A 23,437-nucleotide genomic window follows, 5' to 3' on the forward strand; every position below is an offset into this window, starting at 1 on the left:
TTTCAGGCCTTTTCGGTGCAGTCGGGGCAGAGACCTTCGGCTTCTACAACTGTTCGCTCGATCTCGAAACCCGCTGCGCGCGCGGCGGCACCCAGAACGCCTTTGGCCGACGCAGACTGCGCCTCGGCTACAGCATCGCACTTCCTGCAAATCATAAAGGCCGGAGAATGCGACGCACCGGGATGAGAGCAGGCCACGAATGCATTCAGCCGTTCGATTTTGTGAACGAACCCGTTTTGAACAAGGAAATCGAGCGCGCGATATGCGACCGGAGGCTGAGACCCAAATCCTTCATCGCGCAAGCGGTCAAGAATCGCATAGGCACCGAGTGCCCGATGCTCTTGCAGCAACATCTCCAGAACCTTGCGGCGAACTGGCGTCAGACGCAGCCCTTCTTCCTTGCACCTACCTTCGGCGGATACCAAAGCCGTTTTGACGCAAGTCTGGTGGTCATGTTCTTGAAATCCGACCGGGGCCGTTTCCGCGACCGCGTTCGGGTGCGTTTCACTTGTCATGTTATTTCATATCATGTATTGCCACTCGTAACGTTATAAAATCACAAAGAGGGCCTGATGTCCAGAAAGCTTCTTCCAGTTTCGATCACGGTGGCATTGATGGGTGGAACAGCCATCGCAGAAGTTCCAAACGTTGCGGTCGACATCGCGCCAATCCATTCGCTCGTTGCCCGGGTCATGGAGGGCGTTGGCACACCTGCCCTGATCGTGACACCGGGTGCCTCGCCTCATGAATACAATCTGCGCCCGTCCGAAGCCGCAGCATTGCAAGATGCTGATCTGGTGTTCTGGATGGGAGAAGATCTGACTCCGTGGATGGAAAGTGCAGTCGAAACCCTTGCCGACGGAGCGACTGTCACGTCCCTGCTGGACTCTGATGGTACAGTTCTTCTTGATTTCCGCGAAAGCGCGTTGTTCGAGGCCCATGATCATGGAGATGAAGACGACCATGACGACCACGCAAAAGAAGATGACGACGAAGACGAGGAGCATGCCGATCACGAAAGCCATGAAGACCATGACGATCCCGCGCACGGCGGACATGACCCGCATGCATGGCTTTCACCTGCAAATGCTGAAATCTGGCTGAACCTGATCGCTGCGCAGCTGTCGTCAACCGATCCGGACAATGCAGGAACGTATTTTGCAAACGCCGCAGCTGCACGCGAGGAAATGGCCGCGCTTTCTGCGGAAGTCGACCAGTTGCTTGAACCTGTTCGCGGCGGAAACTTCATCGTGTTCCACGACGCCTACCAGTATTTCGAAGATGCGTTTGACTTTCCAGCCACGGGTGCAATCTCGATCGGCGATGCCACAGACCCGAGCCCGGCCCGCATTGCGGAAATTCAAAGTCGTATTCGCGAAGAAGGAATCAATTGTGTTCTGGCCGAGCCTCAATTTAATCCTGGCATAGTGAAAACCGTGCTGGAAGGAACCGAAGCCAACACCAGCGCAATCGACCCGCTTGGATCTGATCTGGAACCCGGTGCAGATCTCTATCCACAAATCATTCGAAACATGGCGAAAACTCTGGCCGAGTGCCTTTAGATCGTCCGATCAGCCCGGGTCAGGTTGAGATATTGGCCGGGCTGAATTTTCTCAGAGGTAATTCCGGTTAACCGGCAAGGAATTTCTCGTCAGTCGCTCTGATCGCAAAGACCCCGCTGGTGTCGCGGACCTGACCGAAATCGCCAATGAGTGGGTCCGCTCGGCACGCGAGGTCTTCGATCCGCAACGAGACTTACATTGCTATACGGACTGTTCACTGATGGATACCGGGACCATTTTGCGACCAGGCAATTTGTTCGGTTTTCCGGATGATCGGCGACAAAGCTTCATCTATCTCACACTCAATCATGATCGTCCCCTTGATTGCGGTCTAGACAGGAAAAGGCTTGCTCACCGGCTTGCTGGATCGATTAACGCAGCAGCCCGTCGAACCTTTCTCTGAGTGCCTCTCTACCGGCTGAGCATAATTCGAGTCTGCACAATCGGCTCGACCAAAACTTACAAAAGATCAGAGGCCGGTTTCTATGTCTACCCCATCAGTTTCCTCTCTCAGCCAGTTCAAAAAGGCCTCTCGTGCGGGCGTCAATGCATGAGGTGATGGCGGAAACAGGTAGTATCCTTCGGCAAGTGGTGCCGCAGCGCTGAAAGGCCGGACCAAGTGTCCTTTTGCCAGCAAATCAGACACAAGCGTATCGTGGGCCATGGCGACCCCGGCATCACTCAACGCGGCGTTGACTGAAATCACGTATGTCGAAGTCAGGTTGACATGCCCTGACCGGGAGAACTCTTCTCCCTGTGCCTGATACCAGGCATCCCAGGTGCCGGTCGTGCCTGCACAATCGAAAAGAACCGCGTCGCCCAGATCTACGTCTCCGCCTTGATACCCCGGCGTGCATACAGGAAAAAAACTGTCACTTGTCAGTCTCTCTGCCGACTCGGGCATTTCCTCGGGCCTGCCAAACCGGATTTCCATCGCTGCCTGAGATGCATGCCTTTCGGGATCCCAGATCGGAGTAACAATATCGAGAACCAGCCAAGGGTGTTTTGCGTAAAGCCGATGCAGGCGTGGCGTAAGCCAGAAGACAGCGAAAGCCATATTACACTGCAATCTGACTATCTCACCGCTGGGGGAACCGATGAATGCGCGGGTACCACTGGCAATGAGGGCAAAGGCCTCCCTTATACTGGGCAGGTAATTTGCACCGTCTTCAGTCAGCTCTAGCACCCTGGTTTTGCGAACAAATAAATCACGACCCAGAAATGCCTCAAGATTGCGAACATGCTGGCTGACTGCCGACTGCGTCAGACCCAACTCATTTGCTGCTCGGGTGAAATTTAGATGGCGGGCGCTTTCTTCAAAAGCGCGCAGCCAGGTCAGGGGAGGCAAGCCTGATGAGACGTCGATCATTTACGATTACACCATTAATTTTTCTAATAGTATAGCCAAAGATTCATAATTTGTCATCAAGGCTGATCGTAAGGCATCTCTTTTTAGAATTCTGGAGAAGGTGACAATGCTGCAAACTGCGCAGTCCGAAAATTTGTCTCATTGGGCTGAACGGACGGATCTGGCCGCAACATTTCGCTGGACAGCGCGCCTGAATATGCATGAAGCCGTCGCCAATCACTTTTCTCTAGCGGTCAATGATGACGGTACACAGTTCCTGATGAACCCCAATCAGGTACATTTCAGCCGTATCCGGGCCTCGGACTTGCTGGTGCTGGATGCCAGCGACCCCGACACACTGGAGCGCCCCGGTGCGCCGGACCCAACCGCATGGGGTCTACATGGTTCGATCCATCGCCGTTGCCCACATCATCGATGCCTGATGCATGTGCATTCGATCCATTCCACGGGTCTGGCTTGTCTGGCTGACAGCACCCTGCCGCCGATCGACCAGAACACCGCAACCTTCTTCAAGCGATATCTCGTCGACGAGCATTTTGGCGGGTTGGCCTTTGACGAAGAAGGAGAATGGTGTGCCGCTGCGCTGCAGGATCGCAAGGTAAAGGTCATGATCATGGGCAACCACGGTGTTCTGGTCATGGGCGACAACGATGCGGACACATTCAACCGGCTCTACTATTTTGAGCGCGCCGCCGAGACCTATGTTCGCGCGCTGCAATGCAACGTTCCGCTGCGGGTCCTGTCGGATGAAATCGCCATAAGAACCGCACGGGAACTGGAAGATTATCCAGATCAAGTCGACCGCCACCTGACCGAGTTAAAGGCCATTCTTGACAACGAGGTCAACGATTACGCGAGCTGAGATCATGCCTGAATATGTCCCAACGAACGCAGCTTCCTCCGGTGTGAAGCTGGATAAGAAAACTCTAAAATCCATCGCCTCCCGGTCTGATCGTCCGGGTCTGATATATCTGGCCAAATGGGTGATCGCCCTTGGCCTGACCGGCACACTGACCTGGATTAGCCTGGGGACCTTGTGGATATGGCCAGCGATGTTTGGCCATGGCGTCGTGCTGACCGTACCCGCCTATTCCTTTAGCCATGAAGCGGCACATGGGACAGCCTTCCGCACCCGCTGGATGAACGAGGCGGTGCTATGGGTCACATCGCTGCTTTATATGGAAGAACCTCTGCACCGGCGCTATACCCACACCAACCATCACACACATACTTGGCATGTCGGTAAAGACAGCCAGATGCCTTTTGACACGCCGATGGGGTTCGGTGGCTGGCTGACCGAGATTACCGGCTTTGGTCTGCTGCGCTTTCACATGCAGGTGTTCTGGCATTTGGCCATCGGTCGCTACACCGATACCATGAAAATGGTGACGCCCGAAAACGAGTTTGCGAAAATGTCCCGCAATGCGCGGGTTATGCTGGCGATCTATGCCGCAATTGCGCTGGCTCCGTTTGTTGGGATCTGGTGGCCGGTCTGGTTCCTGGTGATTCCGCGTATCATGGGCGCGCCCGTCATGCTGCTGTTCACCCTGATCCAGCACGTCGAGCTGCAAGAGAACTCGCCATCGATCCTGGACAGCACCCGGTCGTTCCGCGGACATTGGCTGACGAATTTTCTGTACATGAATATGAACAACCACGTCGAACACCACCTGTATCCGCAGGTACCGTTCCACGCCCTGCCGAAGCTGGCCGAAGCGGTGCAGGAGCAGCTGTCCGAACCTGATCCTGGATTCTTGCGCACCAACTGGGCGGTCGTCGTGGTCACGGTGCGCCGTTCTCTCGGCCTGTCTACCAAAGCAAGGTCTATCCGGCAGGCACCTCATATGGTCACCAGCGGCGGGCCGGTTGAACGCTTTGCTGAAAGGACAATGTAAAATGAAGCGTATCTATGATTTCAGCCGTAATCCGGCGGTTCGCGACTACACCGTTGCTGATTTGAAGGCACTCAAAGGATCAGGCAAGAAATTATCGATGGCCAACCCGGCCGACAAAGATCAGATCCGCGCCTGCGTCGAAGCCGGGATCGACCTATTCGTCGTCGGATCCAATCAGATCGAGGATATCCGTGAGCTCGCCCCGGCTCACTTCACCGGGGTCGGCTCAACCTGGGCGCAATTCGGATCTGACGACGAGATTGTTGCCGATGCCTTTGACTCCATGCGGCGCGGCGCGGATATGTATTATACCCTTCGATCCTTTGACGTGATGGAACGCATGGCACGCGAAGGCATTCCGGTACAAAGCCATATCGGCCTGATCCCCACCTTCAGTCATCATTGCGGCGGCTTACGAGCTTTTGGTCGCAAGGCAGATGAGGCAATGGAGATCTGGACAACCCTGAAGCTCATGGAAGATGTTGGCGTCTTTGCGGTCGAGGCCGAATGCATCGCGGAAGAGGTTCTTGAGGCGGTAAATGACAAAACGTCGGTCGTCACATTCTCGTTGGGATCTGGCATGGCCGGGGACGCCGTTTTCTCATTCCTGGCTGATGTCTGCGGTGAAGCCAGCGAAGAGGACAAACCACCGAAACACGCCCATGCCTTTGGTCAGGTTGGGCGCCTGCACAAGAAGATCCACGAAGAGCGCGTCGCTGCGCTGGGAGAGTTCCACCGCGAGGTTACAGCGGGCAACTTTCCGTATCCGCAGACCAATATCACAATGCGTGCGGGCGAGAAGGAGAAGTTTCTGGAAGCGCTGGACAACTGGGCGCCCACGCATCAATGACCGGCGCTACCGGCTACAGCTGGGCCTTCGCTGCCAAGCCCCGGCCGCTGAAGGACCGGTGGTCATTTTTGACTCAGAACCGGATTGAAACACCACCATTACGCCGGAAACTAACTACGACATCGGCGACGCCGAAGGTGTTAAACCCGAAGACACGGTGCTGGTCACAAGCGCTAGACCATTCACTCTGTCACGATATCCCCTTGAAGACGAACTAATACAAAAGAGGTCAAGGCACATGAGCAACTGGGTACAGGCGTGTAACACAGATGACATCGACGAAGAAGACCTGATCCGCTGGGATCACAGAGGTCAGACCTATGCGATCTACAATACCGAGAAAGGGTTCTTTGCCACCGACGGGCATTGCACCCATGAAGAACAGCACCTGGAAGATGGGCTGGTCATCGATGGCGTGATCGAATGCCCGCTGCACGGCGGGCGGTTCGACATCTGCACCGGAAAAGCCCTTTCGGCACCATGCACCGTAGACCTTAAGACCTATCCGGTCACAATCGAAGACGGTCAGGTTTTTGTACAGCTGGGATTGAACAGCCATATCTGACCGATCCAATGTGAGTGGTATCGCATCAGTGGCCTCTGTTCCATTTTGATGAAGCTTTCAGGCGCTGGCGGGCGGTCGCCCAGAGCACTGTAGGACGTTTTGTGTCGTAGTGCTGCCTTGATTGTTCGATCAGGATTTGCGGGTCACAAAGGATGAACAGATCCGTCAGCGCGTCGATGACCTCGGTCGAGTTCAGTGCGTTTCACACGGATCGCCCGCCACCATTGTTCTCGGAGCAATGGCGAACAAGGTCACTTCAATCCCGGCTGTGGTCACCCAAGATTTTATGCGTGCGAATAACCTTTCCACCATTCGTGCGGTGGAGCACCATGTCATATGACCAAAGATGATCGCGAGACTTAGGGCAAAGCCGGGCACATGATCCATCATTCACCCAGAACCTTCCTTTCTTGGGTTGTTTCATCGGAACCGTCTGCCCTTCACGCCCGATAGGCTTGTCGTCCACAAGTCGGTCCACGTCTCTGAGTAAACCCGCAACCTGGCGACAATCGTATCGTGCCTAGCGGCCTGTCAGTTCAACGATGCCGGCTACCGAGCGCTTTTCATCAGCACGTCAAAGCACGCAGAGGGTGCAGCTTGATCATTTCATTCAGCGCGGACCCTCGCATCAAAACCGTTCGAAACCCAATTTCCCAAGAAAGCTTAGCCATGACGCGACCCGCCCAAGTGATTTCAACAAGTTTGATCTGCAAAAGGAAGCTTTTAACCTTGTGTAAAATGGCCACGATTTTTCAAATTCAGAGAATTCAACAGCCCGTTGAATAAGTATTCATTCTACTTATACAAATTCTCGCCCCCTTTCACGGTGTTATGTTAGCGTTATCGCTTTGAGATTGACGCTTGTTCTTACCGGTTAGCCGGCACCCAGCACAATTTGCGAAGCATTTCGTGTTGCCGGCCCAATTGGTCCGGCAGCCAAGGAACATACACTGGAGGAATTATGTCCCTATTGCAGAACATTACCCGTAGAACTGCCTTGCTTTCTGTCGCCGCTGTCGCACTGACTGCGGGGACGGCATATGCGGGCGATGTCAAAATTGGATTTCTGCTGAAAACCATGCAGGAAGAACGCTACAAGCGTGACCGGGCGGCATTTACTGCGAAAGCAGAAGAGCTTGGCGCCGAAGTCATCTTTGATTCAGCAAACAATGATGAACTTACCCAGCTGGCAAAATTTGAAAACATGCTTGCCAAGGGTGCAGACGTAATTGTGTTGCAGCCAGTGAATACCGGTACCGCCGGAAGCATGGTCAGCATGGCAAACAGCGAAGGCGTGCGCGTGGTCGGCTATGACTCGATGCTCGTGGACGGGCCGCTGGACGCGATGGTGATGCAGGACAGCTGGGCCGTAGGCCGCTTGCAGGGTGAGGCCATGGTGGAATGGCTTCAGGACAAGAACGGAGAGGTTTCAGGGAAGATCGCCCTGATTCAGGGTCAGCCCGGCGATTCAAACGCGATTGCCATGAGCAGTGGCGTGTTGGAGATTGTCGAGGCCAACCCTGGTCTGGAACTGGTGACCAACCAGGCCCACGAAGGATGGTCCTCTGAGAAGGCAATGGCGACTGCGGAAAACACGCTGACCTCAAACAGCAACGGCATCGACGCGTTTATCGCCAACAACAGCGGCATGGCCCGTGGCGTGATTGCCGCTTTGGAAGCGCAGGGGTTGGCGTCGTCGGACAAAGTTTTCGTCGCAGGGTCCGATGCCGATCTGGCAAATATACAATACGTTGCGCAAGGCAAGCAGGCGGTTGAAATCTGGAAACAGATCGATCCACTGGCGGAAACTGCGGCAGAAGTGGCGATTGCTTTGGCGGCCGATCCGGATACCGCACCCGCTGATTTGGTCAAGGTGGACAAGGTCATCAACAACGGTTTCGCCGACGTACCGACAATCGTCACTCCGATCACACTTGTGACGCAGGACAATATTGATGACACGATCATCTCTGGCGGATTCTACTCCAAGGAAGAAGTCTACGGGAACTGATACCCGAGACTGTTTCCCGAAGGAGGGCGTTTCGCCATTTGGCTCCTGATGCGTGTACTCCCCGCGCGCGGCTTCATGGTGCCCTCCTTCCTTAAACACCTTGCGGCAGGATCGCCGGTCAGGGTGGGGAGTGTCCGAAACACCTTTCTGAATGTGATGGGAAAAAGCATGTCTGAAGTCGTCCTGAAAATGCAGGGTATCATCAAGGATTTTCCCGGAGTTCGCGCCCTGAACAATGTCAATTTCGAAGCCCGCTCGGGCGAGCTTCTGGCGTTGATGGGGGAAAACGGAGCGGGCAAGTCCACGTTGATGAAGGTGCTTAGCGGTGTATGGCCATATCCGACCTACGAGGGCGATATCTATTTACGCGGTGAAAAGGTCCGGTTCGCGAACACAAAAGAGGCCGAGGCGGCAGGCATTGGCATCATCTATCAGGAACTCAACCTGATCCCTGGTTTGTCGGTTGCGGAAAACATCTTTCTGGATCGCCAGTTCACCGATGCCAAGGGCAGGATCAACTGGAACCAAACCTTTGCCGAAACACAAAAGCTGCTGACCGAACTGGGCATCAACGACATTCGCCCGACCGATCTGGTGCAGAACATCACCGTGGGCAAACAGCAGATGGTCGAAATCGCAAAAGCTCTGTCGCTCAAGGCCGAGATACTAGTGCTGGACGAGCCGACGTCGGCGCTGACGGACAAAGAGGTCAAGGATCTCTTCCGCATCATTCGCAAGCTGAAAGCCGATGGCGTCTGCATGTGCTACATCTCGCACAAGATGGAAGAGATCGAGCAGATCGCCGACCGGATTGCGGTTCTGCGCGATGGTCAAACCATCGGTGAAGTGACACCAATCGCGGATATCACGCTTGATCAGATCATCGCCCGAATGGTCGGGCGCGACATCAAGGATATGTTCCCCAAGGTTGATTTCACACCGGGTGAAGTGACTCTGGAGGTCAACAATCTGTCCGTCACAAACCCCGACCTGCCTGGCGGCTATATGGTCAAGAACGCCGGCTTCGTTGCCCGCAAGGGCGAAATACTGGGTATTTCCGGGCTCATGGGCGCGGGCCGTACCGAGTTGGTCGGTGGTGTATTCGGCGCCTATCCGGATCAGACCACTGGTGAGGTGAAACTGAACGGGCAAAAGCTGGATATCAAATCTCCGAAAGATGCAATCGATGCCGGCATCGCGCTGCTGACCGAAGATCGCAAGGCGCTGGGTTTGTTTCTCGACAAGTCCATTTCCTTCAACACGACGATTTCGTCGCTTGAGACGATCAGCTCTAGAGTTTTGGGCATCATCAATACTCAGCAAGAGCGCAAGGTCGTCAAGGAATATGTCGACCAATTGGGCGTCAAGACACCGTCGATTGACACGGTTATCGGTACGCTCAGCGGCGGAAACCAGCAGAAGGTCATTCTGGGTAAGTGGCTGAACTCACGACCAGATGTGTTCATCCTGGATGAACCTACACGCGGGATCGATATCGGTGCCAAGGTCGAGATTTACAAGCTGTTGAACGAACTGGTCCAGCAGGGTGTCACCGTCATCATGATTTCGTCGGAGCTGCCTGAGGTATTGGGCATGTGCGACCGGATTCTTGTGATGTGTGAAGGCGAGATCGTGTCGAACTTTGAACGGGACGACGCAAAGAAAGAAGCAATCATGGCGTATGCCACCGGCAGCGCATAAGGGAGGAAGCAAAATGAGTGCTGACAGCAACGTTGCAGGTGTTGGCGTGGGCGGCGCCAAGGAAAACCACCTGATTAACTTCATCAAGGACAATGCGACACTGATTGCTCTGATCGTGCTTGTCATAGGGCTCAGCTTTGCCGACGACGCGTTTTTCACTGCGCGGAATCTCAGCAACCTGTCTCGTCAGGTCACGATTATCGGGATCATCGCAGTTGGTATGACCATGGTCATCCTTATTGCGGGTATTGACCTTTCCGTGGGCTCTGTCGTCGGATTATCCGCAGTTGTATGCACACTGATGATGCAATACGGCGTGCCAACTGTTCTGGCAGTTCCGGCTACTCTATTGGTCGTAGGCGTTGGTATTGGCGCATGGAACGGGTTTTGGATAGCCAAGTTCAATATACCACCTTTCATCATAACCCTTGGAATGCTGACTATCGCACGTGGTTTGGCCCTAACCCTGACCAATGGCAGTTCTGTACCGGTAACGAGTGATGTGTTTCCGCTGATCGGTGGTGCTTATATCCCGCCGATGATGTCCAGTATCGTGTTGATCGTGTGTGCTGCGCTTGCTGTTTTTTCGATCTTCCGGGACGTTCAGCAAAGCAAGGCGCATGGCGTCGAAGTGAACATGCAGGAGCTGTTGGTCAATGGTGCCGTCATGATTGGTGGCTTTGCCTTGGCTTTCCACGTGTTCACAAGCTATAAGGGTATCCCCGTCCCAGTAGCGATATTTGCGGTCATCGCGTTTGCCGGGATCTATACGCTCAACAGTACCCGTTTTGGTCGCCGTCTCTATGCACTCGGCGGGAATGAAGATGCGGCACGCTTGTCCGGTATCAACGTCGTACGCACGAAGATGATCGTTTACACAGTCATCTCGGTCCTGTCGGCACTGGCTGGGATTATCCTTGCCTCGCGTTTGAATGGTGCATCCCCCAACTTGGGAACGATGTTCGAACTTGACGCAATTGCCGCAGTTGTCATTGGTGGCACCAGTCTGGCAGGCGGTTCGGGTAAGGTAAGCGGCACCATCATCGGCGCCCTGCTGATCGGTGTCCTGAACAACGGCATGAGCCTGCTGGGCGTGGTCACGTTCTACCAGCTGATCATCAAGGGCCTGATCATCATACTCGCAGTATGGTTCGATGTGATGCAGAAAAAGAAATGATGTGGTCTCGCCCCCGGTCGCATGTGCCGGGGGCGACCAGCAAATTTCCGAAATCTCGTATGACAGTTGGGAGTTCAGCGATGGTACCGTCCATTCTAGCAACCTTACGTACAATTGGCCTCAGCGCTTTGGGTTTGGCCGGCCTTCTTTCCGCCTCTTTGCCGACGGCCGCGGCAGCGCAAGACAACGTCAAAATCGGCTTCCTGCTAAAAACCATGCAAGAGGCCAGATACCAGACGGACAAGTCGCTGTTCACGGCCCGGGTGGAGTCTCAGGGAGCAGACGTGATCTTCGACAGCAGCGGAAATGACCCTTTGCGGCAGTTGCAGCAGGTCGAGGAAATGCTGGACGTCGGTGTCGATGTTCTTGTTCTGCAGCCCGTCAATACTGCAACAGCCGGTGCCCTTGTGGATTTGGCCCACGATCAAGGCGTCAAAGTGGTTGGATATGACTCGATGCTGCAAGGCGGGCCACTCGACGTCATGGTTATGCAGGATAGCTGGGCTGTCGGACAGCTACAGGCCGAAGCAATGGTTGAGTGGATGAATAACACTCGAGGAGAGGTCAATGGTCGTGTCGCCCTGATCCGGGGCCAGCCCGGTGACGCGAACGCCGACGCGCTGAGCAGCGGCATTCTGGAGGTCGTTGAGAAATATCCCGGATTGGAGCTTGTTGCCGACAGAAGCCACGTAGATTGGTCTTCAGAGTTGGCGCGAGACACCGCCGAGAACCTTCTGGTCGAATATGACAATGATATCGATGCGTTTATCGCCAACAACAGCGGGCTTGCCTTCGGTGTGCTGGCAGCGCTGTCTGACGAGGGTTTGGCCTCGATAGATCAGGTATTTGTTGCTGGGTCTGATGCTGATCTGAGAAATGTCCGGATGGTCGCCAATGACGTACAGGCTTTGGAAATCTGGAAGCAAATCAAGCCGCTGGCCTACCAGGCAGCTGATATTGCGGTGCAGATTGCAAAGTCTCCGAACGCGGAAATCGCTGATCTGATTGGTGAGCATACACTAATTGACAACGGCTTCGCAGAAATCCCGACAATAATTACTCCGGTCGTTGCGGTCACGAAAGGCACGATCGACGACACGGTGGTGCAAGGCGGGTTCTATACCTCTGAGCAGATCTATCAGAACTGAAGCTGCTATGATGCGCTTATGCCGGTCGGCAAGGCAAATAAGATAAACAAGGGACCTAAATGTCGGACCAGATCAATGTCGCAGTCCTTGGCCCGATCCCAAGGGACAAGATCACCAGCTATCAAGGTGAGAATTTCGAAAAGTTTGGCTGCGCGGTTTATACAGCAGCCTGCATGTCTTCGCTGGCGGGTGACGGCTCGAAAGTTAATGTCGTAAGTCATGTGCGCGAAGAGGATCTGAGTAAGGTCCACAATCTGTTGTCCGGGTTTGCGCATATAGATGTCAGCCATGTGACCAGTGATGCGGATCAGGGCGCTGTGGTTGATCTGGTCTACGTGGACCAGAACCGGCGCAACGAACGGCAAACAGGGTTCATGAATCCGATCCTGCCAGAGGACATCATAGACCTCATGGATTGTGACGCCTTCGTTTTCGTTCCAATCACTGACTTCGAGGTTCCACTGGAGACGGTCCGGTATATCAAGGCCAATAGCGATGGTCTGATCGTATTCGATGCACATGGTCCGACAAGCGGGTGCTCGGCGCATGGCGAACGGTATCACAAGTTCTGGATTGACCGGGATCGCTGGCTTCCGCACATCGACCTTCTGAAGATGAATTTAGAAGAAGCTCAGTGTAGCTGGTTCAAAGGTGAATACGGTTCGGAGGAACTGCAGGCAATAAACGAACTGACGATGGACCAACTGCCAAAGTTTGCGCAGCACTGCCTGAATCTTGGCGTTAAGGCGCTCTACGTCACGCTGGATCAACATGGATGCGCTGTTTATCACAAGGATGAAACCGGTCGAATGCGCGAACATCTGGTCAAGCGAGTGCTTGTCGAAGATGTGGTCGATACCACCGGGTGCGGCGACAGCTTTGCGGGCGGATTGGCCTTTGGATACCTTAAGACCCGCGATTTCGTAAAAGCCTGCCAGTTTGGCAATTGTGCTGGCGCACAGCGCTGCGCGAGCAGCGAACTGGACGTTTATGGATCACTGGAAGAAACAGAAAACCAGATCGCCGAAACCTACGGCGACTGAGTATTCCGATACATCACCCGAATGGAGCCCTGGCATGCATGAAGTGCTGAGCAGTAGCGACTGGCTGATTGAAGAAACGCAATTCGATCTGGATGAGGCGAACTTCAAGGAAACCATTTTTACGGTTGGAAATGGCTATCAGGGCACGCGCGGGTCGCTGGAAGAGGGACACAAAGGAGAGCTGTCCGGCACCTATCTGGCCGGTGTTTACGATCACCATGACTCGACTGTGATCGATCAGGTCAATGTTCCCACCTGGCTGCCGTTTCGGGTTCGCGTCGAAGGGGAAGCCCTGGAAGTCCAATCTTGTAAAGTCGTCGAGCATCGGCGCGTATTGGATTTGCAGACAGGTTTTCTGCATCGTGACACCGTGTTCGAAGACAGCAAGGGGCGTCGCACCCGCATTGCCAGCCTGCGTTTTGCAAGTTTTGCCGATCAACATATCTGCGGCATCCGCCTGACGGTCACGGCAGAAAACCATTCATCGAAGATCACAGTTGAAAGCGCTATAGATGCCCGGCGGTACAATCTTGATCGCCTGCCTGCCTATCAGGAGAAACCTGTGTTTCATCCCGAAGTTAAGTGGGAAAAATGGGCCAAAAGCCGACATTTGAAAGTGACGCAATCACATGCAGACGCCAATGCATCCTACATCGAGACGCTGACACTGGATACGGGTATTTCAATCGGAATGGCATCCGCGCTTGATCGCCCCGCTTGCAGTGTGTTCAGGCAGACAAAGCGCGAGTACGAACGCATCTCGCAAGTCGTTTCCGTCGACGCAGTTCGGGGGCAATGCCATACCTTCGAGAAACTGGTCGCAATTTACACATCCCGCGACCTGAACGGTTCGGAATTGGCCGCAAGTTGCGAAACATGTCTGGAGACTGCGCAAGCCAAGGGATTCTCAGAGAACCTGAGTGACAGCGCAGCAGCCTGGCGCGCGAAATGGGACGCCTGTGATTGTGTCGTTGCGGGGGATGTCGAAGCAACGCGAGCGATGCGTTTCAATCTTTATCATTTGCTTATTGCCGCCAACGAAAATGACTCGCGCGCGAACATCGGGGCCAAGTCCATGTCCGGTGAAGGATACAAAGGTCATGTTTTTTGGGATACCGAGATTTTCCTGCTGCCCTTCTACATTTTCACCCAGCCCGAAACGGCCAAAGCGCTATTGAAATACCGCTACAACACTCTGAGCGGCGCATTGGAAAACGCGCGGGAAAACGGTTTTAAGGGCGCACAGTACGCTTGGGAATCCGCCGATACAGGGGTGGAGACAACGCCGAAATGGACGGCCGACGGCGCGAACCGGATCTGGACCGGAGAAGAAGAGATCCACGTCACGGCTTGCGTGGCATATGGGATCCTCAGTTATGTCACGGCGACAGGTGATCATGACTTCCTTCGCGATTTCGGGGCCGAAGTCCTGTACCAAACCAGCCGGTTCTGGGTCAGCCGGTTGGAATGGAACAAAGAAAAGGACCGATATGAACTGACCAACGTAATCGGGCCCGACGAGTTTCATGAACATGTCGACAACAACACGTTCACCAATCGGATGGCGAAGTGGCATTTGGAGCAATCGGCGCAGGTTTTCAAAGACTTCAGCGAAAACTTGATGTCGACCCACAAGGATCTCGTGGATCGGTTGAATCTTACGACGGCTGAAGTAGATCAATGGATTGAGATTGCTGAAAAAATTCACATTCCCTTCGATCCGTCTCGAAATCTGATCGAACAATTCGAGGGCTATTTTCTGCTCAAGGACATTCCCATCACCGAATGGGACAAAAACCGTATGCCGGTGTACCCTGAAGGCCATGACCACTTCTCACTGAATGGTTCAATGCTTCTCAAGCAACCTGATGTGATCATGTTGAACTATCTCTTGCCAGATGAGTTCTCAGACGAAGTCAAAGCGGCAAATTACGCTTTTTATGAAAAGCGTACGATGCACAAGTCTTCACTCAGCCCGGCCATTCACTCGATCATGGGGATTGAAGTCGGCGATATTTCCCTGGCGCATCATTATTTCGAGCGATCAGCCTTTGTCGATCTGATCGACAATCAAGGCAATACACAGGACGGGATGCATATCGCATCGGCGGGTGGCACCTGGCAGTCACTTGTGTGTGGATTCGGCGGGTTCCGGGTCAAGCATGGTAAGATGACATTCAAACCCTGGCTGCCTGAGGTATGGTCCAGCATCCGGTTTAACCTGAAATGGCAGGGGAATGACGTCGAAGTTGCGATTTCTCATGACGAGTGCCGGTTTAAGCTCGTTGCTTCGTCCGGCACGAAAGAAAATATCGAGGTAATGGGTCATCCTGTTACATTGATTGCCGGAGCGGATGTGATCTTCACGCCGCAGCCAGCGTGAAGGCTACCGGCTTTTTTACTGCTACCTATCAATCCAAGCAGACACCGTGTGATCAGTCCGTAAGAGCCTCGGCAACTCGTCTGTGCAGTTGTTCCGCGGCCGCTTGATCAATGAGCAATTCGTTAACAAGACCTCTGGAGATCAGTTCAAACACTGTATTACCCCTTTCCTTTTGAATTGCGGCAACGACGACACCGCTTTGATTGGGGTTGTCAAACGCACGATCTGCTATTGCCTTAATGTGCTCGGTTTTGATCCCGGTCCAAAGCCCGTTCAATTCGTCTATCAGATCCGTCTTGACTTGCGATATTTCCGACCTTGGGATCAAAATGCCGCCCAGATCTCCCACAACTAATTGCCTGAGGTCTTCAGCCCTCAAACCTCCTGCCTGAACCAATTCTTCGAAGCTGCCCAAAACCGGTGTGCTTGAAGATCCTACGCTGGAAATCAGCATATCCATTTTGTTAATCAACGCATCGGGTCCCGAAAACACGCGATGAAACCCCGGGGTGTCAGAGATGTACTGCCAAATAGAACGACGCGTGGTCTCATCATAGTGGCGGGGTATGTAGGCCGGGAAGCCCGTGAGCTGTGGGCTATCCTCTGCCTGTTCGTTAAACAGCTCATCGAACGTTCCGGCAAGCCGACTGGCAGAGTATCCGTGCTGAGCCAACGAAACCAATTCGGCGCAAACCGCTGCGAATTCCGTCTTGCGCGACTTGTCGACGGGCTGCCTTGAGGCGGCAATCCCTTCCGCCAGGGATTTGATTGTCCGACCCCACGCAACGCCGATGACATTCGATTTCTCGATCAGTTCTATCAAACGCCCAGAGGCAGTTCTTCCGAATCTGGTGCGGCGCTGTGACAGGGCGGCCTCGGTGTTCCCCGGGCCGCTTTCAAAAACCCCAAGCCGGGGTGGCCTGAGACCGAACCTGCAGCAATATTTTTTCAGGTCAGAATTCAGCCCTGAAGGCGCCAGCAACTCGTCCATCTGGTTTATCCACGCGTCAGAGAATTGTTCTTTGACAAAGCGTTGCTCGATGACGAGGTAGTTTTGGCGCTCGGCGTGTTTCAACAATCGCGATACGTGTGGCTGAGACAGGCCTCCAAGAACGGCCCCGATCTCCATCTGTGACATGTTGTGCGTTGCGCGCATGTAGGCCGCGCACTGGGCGCGTTCTTCGAAGGGCAGTTTTCTTACATCGATCATTTGACCCAACATTGTACGGTAACAGGATCATGGCGGCGTGAATAAGTATGCCATATAAACATTCACATGCCATCCGATTGAAGAAAACCCCTGACATGATACCTGTTTCTGGCACAGGCTCGAACCAGGAGATTCAGCATGCCGATCAAAGGACTGATCTTTGACCTTGATGGTGTTTTGGTCGACACCGTACCGGCGCATTTTGCTGCCTGGAAACGCATGTTCGAAGAATACGGGTATGAGTTTGGCAAGCCAGAATACCGACACCTTGTCGATGGGCGCCCGCGCTATGACGGGGCGCGTGCAGTCATGACCCAGCATTCGGATGAAGAAGTCAGAACCGCCGCAGACAAGAAAAATGACTATTATGTTGAAATGATCGAGCGAGGAGAATTTCGGGTGTTCGATGCGGCTGTTCATCTTGTGAAACAATGCCAATCGAAGGCGTATGGATTGGCGGCCGCCTCCAGCAGCGCCAATGTCCGAGCCGTTCTTGAAAAAGCCGGGCTGTTGGATGCTTTCCCGGTTATTATCGGGGGCGATGATATCGAAAAAGGAAAACCCAACCCGGATATCTTCCTCGCCGCAGCCGGCGGGCTCGGGTTGAACGTGGATGAGTGCGTAGTGATCGAGGATTCCAAATCCGGCGTCGAAGCGGCAAAGAATGGCGGCTTTTTTTGTGTTGGTCTTCTTCACGAAGATCACGAGAGTGAACTCTCCGCCGCGGATTGCGTTATTTCTTCGCTGACCGAGTTTGACATTGAGCAGTTTGATTAGCCGAGACCTGACGCACGTGCCTGACACTATTTAGCGAAATCGAATTGGGTTTCGTTTTGGGGGTGGTCAAATGAGCAGCCGCAAGTGACTGGTCCAAATCGTAAGTTGGTGCATGGTTGGCCTTCTGTCGACCGGGATAATGGGCTCTGGAGCCGGTGGGCGATAACCTTTAGCACTGTGTCGTCGTTTGGTTTTGTAGTGGGTCCTCCAGTGTTCGATGATGATCCTGGCTTCTCGCAATGCGTAGAAAACCTCCCCTGTCAGCAGTTCGTCCCGCATGCGCCCGCTGAAACTCTCGCAGTGCCGCCCTGCGCTCGCGACCCTGACGCGATGAAAGCAGGTTTAGACCCGACAGCCTTGATCCAGACCCTGACAGCCTCGGCAATGAAGTCGGAGAGGCGCAGGGTTAGGGTGATGACGATGCTAGCATTGGCCATGCGCGGATGCCCGGTCAGGTTGGATCGACAATGCCCATGGCCATCATCCGCAGCGCTGTCATGGAGGGCACGAAGAAATAGTCGCCACCGCGGCATTCCACAAAAGTCTTGAGCTTGCTCATGACATAGGGCGGTTTGCCGGAATTCGGGTCGGACGGGATCGTGTGGCGTTTGTGGTGGTCGTGATTGCCCAGAAGGGGGCAGGTGTTGTTGCCCTGATGGAAATCGAGCCCGTATTGGATCCACTGCTGCTGTACGAATTCAAACTGCCGGAACAAACTCGCGCCCATGATGATCATGATCACACCCTGTTCGGTGGTGTTATCCTTGTGTTCGAAATTATGTGGCCCATAAGGCAGCCCGCGTCGCAGGATGCGACGGCGCTTGTTGAGCGCGCTGGTGGCGTCTGGGTTTTCGTATGGTTTGCCGGTGGCTTCGTCAATGCCGCCTTTGTTCAACGGATCAAGATAGTCGCGGGTATTCATGCGGCGCATATGGGCACCGCCCGGACATTTGAAACCAGTCATGTCATCGCCATAGCGGAAGTCACGTGCATCCGGAGAGGCGACATAGGCTAAGTTCTTCTTATAGCCCTCGATCGGGTCGACGCCTTCGCCCCGGAATCCCATCTTTTCGCCGAAGGCGACCCATTCGTCATAGGTGGGCACCTTGGACAGCGGCACGCCATCGGACCAGCGCCCGCACATTTTGGCGCGCAGGGTTTCTTTGGCTTCGTCGATGGGGACGCCCATTGCCTTAGCGTATTGCTCGGCCTCTTCAGCGACGACCGCATCGAAAGAGCCGACATTTTCGTGTAACTTGCGGAAGGCGAAGAAGGTACCGTTCTGCATGAATTCGGGCGGCATAGCGGTGGGCGGAAGTTCCTGGCTTTCGTCTGGATGACCGAGGATAAATTCGCCGGTGGCCAGTGGCTCCCAGCCATTGCCCATCAGCTTGCCGCGCCCAATGACGGCGGTCTTTTCGACTTCGGAGGGCAGTTGGCCTTCGAAGACCGGGTTACCGATGCCGTCGGTGAAGCCAAAATGTTCCTTGGGCGTGGGCAGGATTGCATCGCCGATCTTGTCAAAGACGGCAGAAGCATCCTGATAGGGTTGATCACCCTTGGCCCCAACACCAGCCAGATGTTTGACGCCGCATTTTTCGGCGACCTTGAGCAGCCAATCGGTGCGCTGGTCCAGTTCAGGGTGCGGGGTGACAAGATCGGTTTTGCTCTTGCTTTGCACGTTCAGTGTGATCAGCGCGTGCACGTCGTCAACGCCAAAACCCAGCGTGCCGGGGGCGCGGCTTTTCTGCCAGATCGGGTCCCAGCGCTTTAACCAACTCTGGTCCTTGGCATCCTCGACCTTGGTTTGATCGCGGTCGCCGAGGATAAAGGCGCGCTGGCGCATGCCCTCAATAAACTCGGCCGGCATGGCCTGCATCGTACGCACAGGCAATTGCAGGGCCAGCATGCCGGGAAAAGTCAGGGCAATGTTGGTGGTGCAGGTTGGTCTCGGGTTATTTTCATCCCAGCGCACGGCTGTTGTGACCTTTTGGCGAACCTCTTCAAGAAAGGCGCGCCCCGCCTCGGGCTTGGGAAAATGAAAGAATACATAGCGGGCAAAGGGGAAGGAATAGCGGCCATAGGCACGGGTGACGTTCCCCTGAATGTCATTGAGATTAAGGTCGCGTGTCATGTCAGGCTCATGTCTTTAGGAAATCACGTTGGCTGGGTTGGCCGAGGAAATGACACCCGGCTTTTGTGTTTTGGTCCCGGTGGTCAAAGGCTCGTGCTCTGCCATGAATTCGCCAAATGCTGTGTGCAACTCTACATTGGACTTGCCCTGACTTTCGATAAAGAAGTCGGCGAATTTCTGTTGCAAGTAGAGCGATTTCAGAACCGAAGGCAGATCGTCATACTTGGCAGGGGCGAGGGGCTTTTCACCATTACGGATGGCGTAGCGGACAAAGAGAACCGCGAGGAAAAGTCCCAGCGCAACGAAAATCAGGGCGGTGGCCAGGCTGGAGAGGCCGGTGAAGGGCACGTTTTCGGCCCCAAACAGCCAGAGCACAAACAAGAGCAGACCAATCGCAAGCGGGGCCGCCGCACCAATTATCAGCTGCATGAGCGGCAGGTTGTGAAATTTGGGCAGTTCCAGGTAATAGTCGTGGAATGGCATGGTAGTTTCGACATGACATTTGTCGAGATATTCCGCGAATTGTTCTGCTGAATTGACCTCTTCGAAACCGTAGCAGTTAGAATACACTGCACAAAGCTCTTCTTCCATCGTATCCCAGAGCTTGCGCGAATAAGAGGCGCGAACCTCGCGTTGTTGTTCGACGCTCAGATTGGTGGGCAGAGGTTCGCCATCTTTCATGACCGCGTCCACATCGGCGCAAAACACGAGGTAGGGCGTATTCAGCTGATCCACATGCTGGGGGATGACCGGGGGCGGGCTGCCTTTGAGGCGCGCGACCAGCGGATTTTGCGTGTTGCGCCCGTTATAGACCACGTCATTCAGCACAAACATGCGTGCCAGGTGGGTACGGGTATTGCGAGCGAAAGGGCTGTTGAACTTGGTGTGTTCGGTGGCCGGTGACTGATGCGCCGTCGGCATTTCCGCAAGTGCGATGCGCGCCCGTTGCTCGAAAGAAGTTTGCGGATCGTCCTTGGGTGCGCCGGGTTTGATCGGTGCGAGGGTTGTCAGGAAGATATGGCCGGAATCGAGATCAGGCATCAGCTTGCTCCCTTTGGTTTTGCGGCGGCTTTGGCGGCGGCACGCAAGGTGTCAAAGCCGGACTGTGCTTTGTTGACGTATTTCTCACGGTTGACGTCCGCACGCTCGGTATCAAGGCTGGCCACGGGGCCAAAGCCCGGGTCGCCAAGTCCCTTTTGCATGGCATAGGCTGCCTTTCGATAGGCCGCAGCAAAGTCTTCAGGAGAGGATTTGCCGTGCATTTCCGCCAGATCGCGCACGTGGTCATAGATCAGCAGGCTGGTCTTGATGTCTCGCTGAGCGGAGCCGGGCGTGGCGTTGTAGTAATAGTCAGTATCGATCTGATTGTAGGTGATGTAGTTCTTGAACGGCGTGACCGGGATCGACTTGGGGTACTTAACAGATGAGAACCAGAACAGGTCGAGACCCGAGGGGATACCGTCGGAAAAGGCGTCAATATATTGATCCCATGTGCCGTTGAAGTTCGAGCAAAAGAGCACATAGTCGTCCTTAACCTGTTCTTTGCCTTGACCGAGATCGGGCCAGTCCTCACGTTTAATGATCACCCAGCGGGCAAAATGAATAAGTGACAGCCCCAACAGTCCGAGCAAATTCGATGGAACTCCGCGTGCGGCCATGAACAGCAGTCGGTTGATCCAACTTATTCTTGGATTGCTGGGTGTGACCACATTCATCGCATAGGCTTTACCGGCAATATTCGACATGACGATCCCTTTGGTCAGCAATTTTATTAATAAAAATACCGCGTGCGTAGCGATCCATAATGAACGTTATCACTGCCATAGAATGAGTCGAGGAAAAATAGTGGTAGCTGAGGCAGGCGCCGAAAGGATGCATCCACCCTACGGATCGCGGCAACCGATATTACTCACACGATTTGCAGAAATATTTACGTCGACGCAGGTTTGCTCTGACACCCGATATTCGGGCCATTTGTGGCTAGAGTTTATAAACAGTTTCTACAAACCACGGTGGCGGCATTAAAGCGGGGCAGTACAAATTGGTGCCGAATTAGATTCTAGTTCTGCCGTCCGTTTTGCACGTTGTTGCGGCTCTAATTGCACTACTCTCAGAAAGTTTCAGGCTAGCAGCTGCAATTGGACCCCAAAACTCTAAGACCTGTGAGTTTCTGAAAGGGCTTTAACCGGTTATTATGTGCCCTACACTGGACTTGACGCGTCTCCGACTAAGCGGGGTGCAAGGCGCATTTACCCTCGCAACCATCACCCAACACCTGCAGAAGCGGCCCAAACTCAAGCCGTTGAAGTCCGCCGCGAAAAAGAAGGTAGGCGAACCCAAGCCGTCATTCGCTGCAAGCACAGCACTGATCATTTCAGATGGCCGATATGCAGAGCGCGCGCAAAAGCTCAAACCGTGGCCCTATTTCCGCGTGCTCGCTTTAAACACGAGAGGAAATAACCATCAGCATGATGACAGAACCCTTAAATCAGGAGGGTTTGGCAGAAATTGCGGCAGGCTGAAAATCTTCAAACATCCTCCGGAAAAAGCGGACGCATAAGCTACCTGTTCCCAGGCTGCGCGTGCAGTCGGTCCCGCTGATCCAGGTCAACGCAGGAAACATCTTTTACATCGGAATGTTGGAATGTTGGAATGTTGGAATGTTGGAATGTTGGAATGATAAGGTCGGGCTTTCGCTTTGCGAAGGTTCTCGCGGTGATCGCATGTGTGAAAAAAGGGTATTCTAGCAGAGAGAATTGACAAACATGGGGCTCATGTGAACGGTTCTATTTCTGATGAGGCAATGGCAAGGCTCCCATTTTGGGTTACACCTCCGGGGAGACAGACGGGTTTCTGATCGTTGCTGGGCTTTGGCGCACTCTACTTCACCGTGCAGGCCATTCCCGACCGCATGGCGGCAGGAGCTCATAAGGTCCGGATGCAGTTGGTCGGCGGGCTTGGGTTGAGCTCTCTCTTCACCCTGAACAATGCTTTCTAGATCGCCGCTACTCTAATTGCCGCAGTGCCTTTGCACGAAATCTTCCCACTCAAGTCCAATGTAGACATCTCGGAAAGACACGATGCTTGAGTTGGTAATCTCTGCGCTGATTACAATTGCCCCAGATTTCCTATACCTTCGTTACAAACAGGGTAAGCGATGGAGGCACGAAATTACTCTTTTCATTGTCTGGTACGAATTGAGGTGGGGATAGGCCGCCTGTGGAATACTGGCCGTAACATTGATCACGGTGATCTTTTATTTTCACCCCTCGACGAGGAACGTTTCAGCTGCCTTTCGCACAGTTACCCTTCTGTCGGATCGCGGTGGCCGGGTCGCGGAAGTGTACGTTTCCAACAATGATATCGTGAAAGCGGGCAACGCGATTTTCCGTTTGGATACCACGCGGCAGGAAGCAGCATCGGAAACTGCTCAGCGCCGCACAGAAGAGATTGAGGCGGCGTTGGGTCTGACCGCAACGGAAGTTGCAGGTGGTGCCGCACGTATTAGGGCGACGGAGGCCGATCTTGCTCAGGCTGACCTGCCCCCCGAGGCTCCCTCATTCATAACGAGAGTCTGCGGGTCTGGTCTTCATATTCGTCGTCGTTGGTTTG

The 23,437-nt window shown here is 54.1% G+C and carries 20 protein-coding genes and 2 pseudogenes; 14 read left to right on the forward strand and 8 right to left on the reverse strand.

What is annotated here, in order from left to right:
• Positions 1-2: 2 nt before the first annotated feature.
• Positions 3-515, reverse strand: a complete 513-nt coding sequence (locus Q0816_RS20925; protein WP_298854282.1) for a Fur family transcriptional regulator — start codon at positions 513-515, stop codon at positions 3-5.
• Between the two features lie 57 nt (positions 516-572).
• Between Q0816_RS20925 and Q0816_RS20930 the strand changes: the two genes are divergently transcribed.
• Positions 573-1,562: a zinc ABC transporter substrate-binding protein gene (locus tag Q0816_RS20930; RefSeq protein ID WP_298854283.1), complete on the forward strand. Its 990-nt coding sequence runs from the start codon at positions 573-575 to the stop codon at positions 1,560-1,562.
• Positions 1,563-2,031: 469 nt separating this feature from the next.
• Here Q0816_RS20930 and Q0816_RS20935 read toward each other — a convergent pair whose 3' ends face one another.
• Complete coding sequence (locus Q0816_RS20935) at positions 2,032-2,931, reverse strand: LysR family transcriptional regulator (RefSeq protein WP_298854284.1); 900 nt, start codon at positions 2,929-2,931, stop codon at positions 2,032-2,034.
• A gap of 106 nt (positions 2,932-3,037) precedes the next feature.
• Between Q0816_RS20935 and Q0816_RS20940 the strand changes: the two genes are divergently transcribed.
• From Q0816_RS20940 to Q0816_RS20955, 4 genes are all read left to right on the forward strand, one after another.
• Positions 3,038-3,793 carry a class II aldolase and adducin N-terminal domain-containing protein gene (locus tag Q0816_RS20940; protein ID WP_298854285.1) on the forward strand — a complete coding sequence of 252 codons (756 nt, stop codon included), beginning with the start codon at positions 3,038-3,040 and terminating at the stop codon, positions 3,791-3,793.
• A gap of 4 nt (positions 3,794-3,797) precedes the next feature.
• On the forward strand, positions 3,798-4,826 hold the full coding sequence (locus Q0816_RS20945) for a fatty acid desaturase (protein WP_298854286.1): 1,029 nt from the start codon (positions 3,798-3,800) through the stop codon (positions 4,824-4,826).
• A 1-nt stretch (position 4,827) separates the two neighbouring features.
• Positions 4,828-5,676 carry a 3-methyl-2-oxobutanoate hydroxymethyltransferase gene (locus tag Q0816_RS20950; RefSeq protein ID WP_298854287.1) on the forward strand — a complete coding sequence of 283 codons (849 nt, stop codon included), beginning with the start codon at positions 4,828-4,830 and terminating at the stop codon, positions 5,674-5,676.
• A gap of 238 nt (positions 5,677-5,914) precedes the next feature.
• The gene (locus Q0816_RS20955; protein ID WP_298854288.1) at positions 5,915-6,241 is read left to right on the forward strand and encodes a non-heme iron oxygenase ferredoxin subunit; all 327 of its coding nucleotides are present in this window, start codon (positions 5,915-5,917) and stop codon (positions 6,239-6,241) included.
• Between the two features lie 23 nt (positions 6,242-6,264).
• Here the strand turns inward: Q0816_RS20955 and Q0816_RS20960 are convergent.
• Positions 6,265-6,821, reverse strand: a pseudogene (locus tag Q0816_RS20960) (IS3 family transposase); the annotation flags it as partial.
• 381 nt (positions 6,822-7,202) lie between these two features.
• Between Q0816_RS20960 and Q0816_RS20965 the strand changes: the two are divergent.
• The 6 genes from Q0816_RS20965 to Q0816_RS20990 all read left to right on the forward strand — a co-directional run bounded on the left by Q0816_RS20965 (position 7,203) and on the right by Q0816_RS20990 (position 15,704).
• Positions 7,203-8,252, forward strand: a complete 1,050-nt coding sequence (locus tag Q0816_RS20965; protein ID WP_298854290.1) for a substrate-binding domain-containing protein — start codon at positions 7,203-7,205, stop codon at positions 8,250-8,252.
• Positions 8,253-8,420: 168 nt separating this feature from the next.
• Complete coding sequence (locus tag Q0816_RS20970; RefSeq protein WP_298854291.1) at positions 8,421-9,953, forward strand: sugar ABC transporter ATP-binding protein; 1,533 nt, start codon at positions 8,421-8,423, stop codon at positions 9,951-9,953.
• Between the two features lie 13 nt (positions 9,954-9,966).
• On the forward strand, positions 9,967-11,130 hold the full coding sequence (locus Q0816_RS20975; RefSeq protein WP_298854292.1) for an ABC transporter permease: 1,164 nt from the start codon (positions 9,967-9,969) through the stop codon (positions 11,128-11,130).
• An 80-nt stretch (positions 11,131-11,210) separates the two neighbouring features.
• Positions 11,211-12,278: a substrate-binding domain-containing protein gene (locus tag Q0816_RS20980; RefSeq protein WP_298854293.1), complete on the forward strand. Its 1,068-nt coding sequence runs from the start codon at positions 11,211-11,213 to the stop codon at positions 12,276-12,278.
• Between the two features lie 59 nt (positions 12,279-12,337).
• Positions 12,338-13,321, forward strand: a complete 984-nt coding sequence (locus Q0816_RS20985) for a carbohydrate kinase family protein (protein WP_298854294.1) — start codon at positions 12,338-12,340, stop codon at positions 13,319-13,321.
• Positions 13,322-13,355: 34 nt separating this feature from the next.
• Positions 13,356-15,704 carry a glycosyl hydrolase family 65 protein gene (locus tag Q0816_RS20990; RefSeq protein ID WP_298854295.1) on the forward strand — a complete coding sequence of 783 codons (2,349 nt, stop codon included), beginning with the start codon at positions 13,356-13,358 and terminating at the stop codon, positions 15,702-15,704.
• A gap of 52 nt (positions 15,705-15,756) precedes the next feature.
• Here the strand turns inward: Q0816_RS20990 and Q0816_RS20995 are convergent, their stop codons facing one another.
• Positions 15,757-16,914, reverse strand: a complete 1,158-nt coding sequence (locus tag Q0816_RS20995; RefSeq protein WP_298854296.1) for a sugar-binding domain-containing protein — start codon at positions 16,912-16,914, stop codon at positions 15,757-15,759.
• Between the two features lie 138 nt (positions 16,915-17,052).
• Here Q0816_RS20995 and Q0816_RS21000 point away from each other — a divergent pair, with 138 nt between their 5' ends.
• On the forward strand, positions 17,053-17,691 hold the full coding sequence (locus Q0816_RS21000; protein WP_298854297.1) for an HAD family phosphatase: 639 nt from the start codon (positions 17,053-17,055) through the stop codon (positions 17,689-17,691).
• 66 nt (positions 17,692-17,757) lie between these two features.
• Here Q0816_RS21000 and Q0816_RS21005 read toward each other — a convergent pair.
• From Q0816_RS21005 to Q0816_RS21020, 4 genes and pseudogenes are all read right to left on the reverse strand, one after another.
• Positions 17,758-18,083: pseudogene (locus tag Q0816_RS21005) on the reverse strand (transposase); the annotation flags it as partial.
• 59 nt (positions 18,084-18,142) lie between these two features.
• Complete coding sequence (locus Q0816_RS21010) at positions 18,143-19,825, reverse strand: peroxidase (RefSeq protein ID WP_298854298.1); 1,683 nt, start codon at positions 19,823-19,825, stop codon at positions 18,143-18,145.
• A 15-nt stretch (positions 19,826-19,840) separates the two neighbouring features.
• Positions 19,841-20,866, reverse strand: coding sequence for a hypothetical protein (locus tag Q0816_RS21015; RefSeq protein WP_298854300.1), 1,026 nt, complete (start codon positions 20,864-20,866; stop codon positions 19,841-19,843).
• Positions 20,866-21,570, reverse strand: coding sequence for a hypothetical protein (locus Q0816_RS21020; RefSeq protein WP_298854302.1), 705 nt, complete (start codon positions 21,568-21,570; stop codon positions 20,866-20,868). Before Q0816_RS21020 ends, Q0816_RS21015 begins: the two co-directional genes overlap by 1 nt.
• A gap of 491 nt (positions 21,571-22,061) precedes the next feature.
• Between Q0816_RS21020 and Q0816_RS21025 the strand changes: the two genes are divergently transcribed.
• Both Q0816_RS21025 and Q0816_RS21030 read left to right on the forward strand, forming a co-directional pair.
• A complete protein-coding gene (locus Q0816_RS21025) occupies positions 22,062-22,385 on the forward strand; it encodes a hypothetical protein (RefSeq protein WP_298854304.1) in 324 nt (107 codons plus the stop codon).
• Positions 22,386-23,166: 781 nt separating this feature from the next.
• A partial coding sequence (locus Q0816_RS21030; RefSeq protein WP_298854306.1) for a biotin/lipoyl-binding protein occupies positions 23,167-23,437 on the forward strand: 271 nt, incomplete at its 3' end.

This window comes from uncultured Ruegeria sp., from assembly GCF_947497005.1.
Lineage (GTDB): Bacteria > Pseudomonadota > Alphaproteobacteria > Rhodobacterales > Rhodobacteraceae > Ruegeria.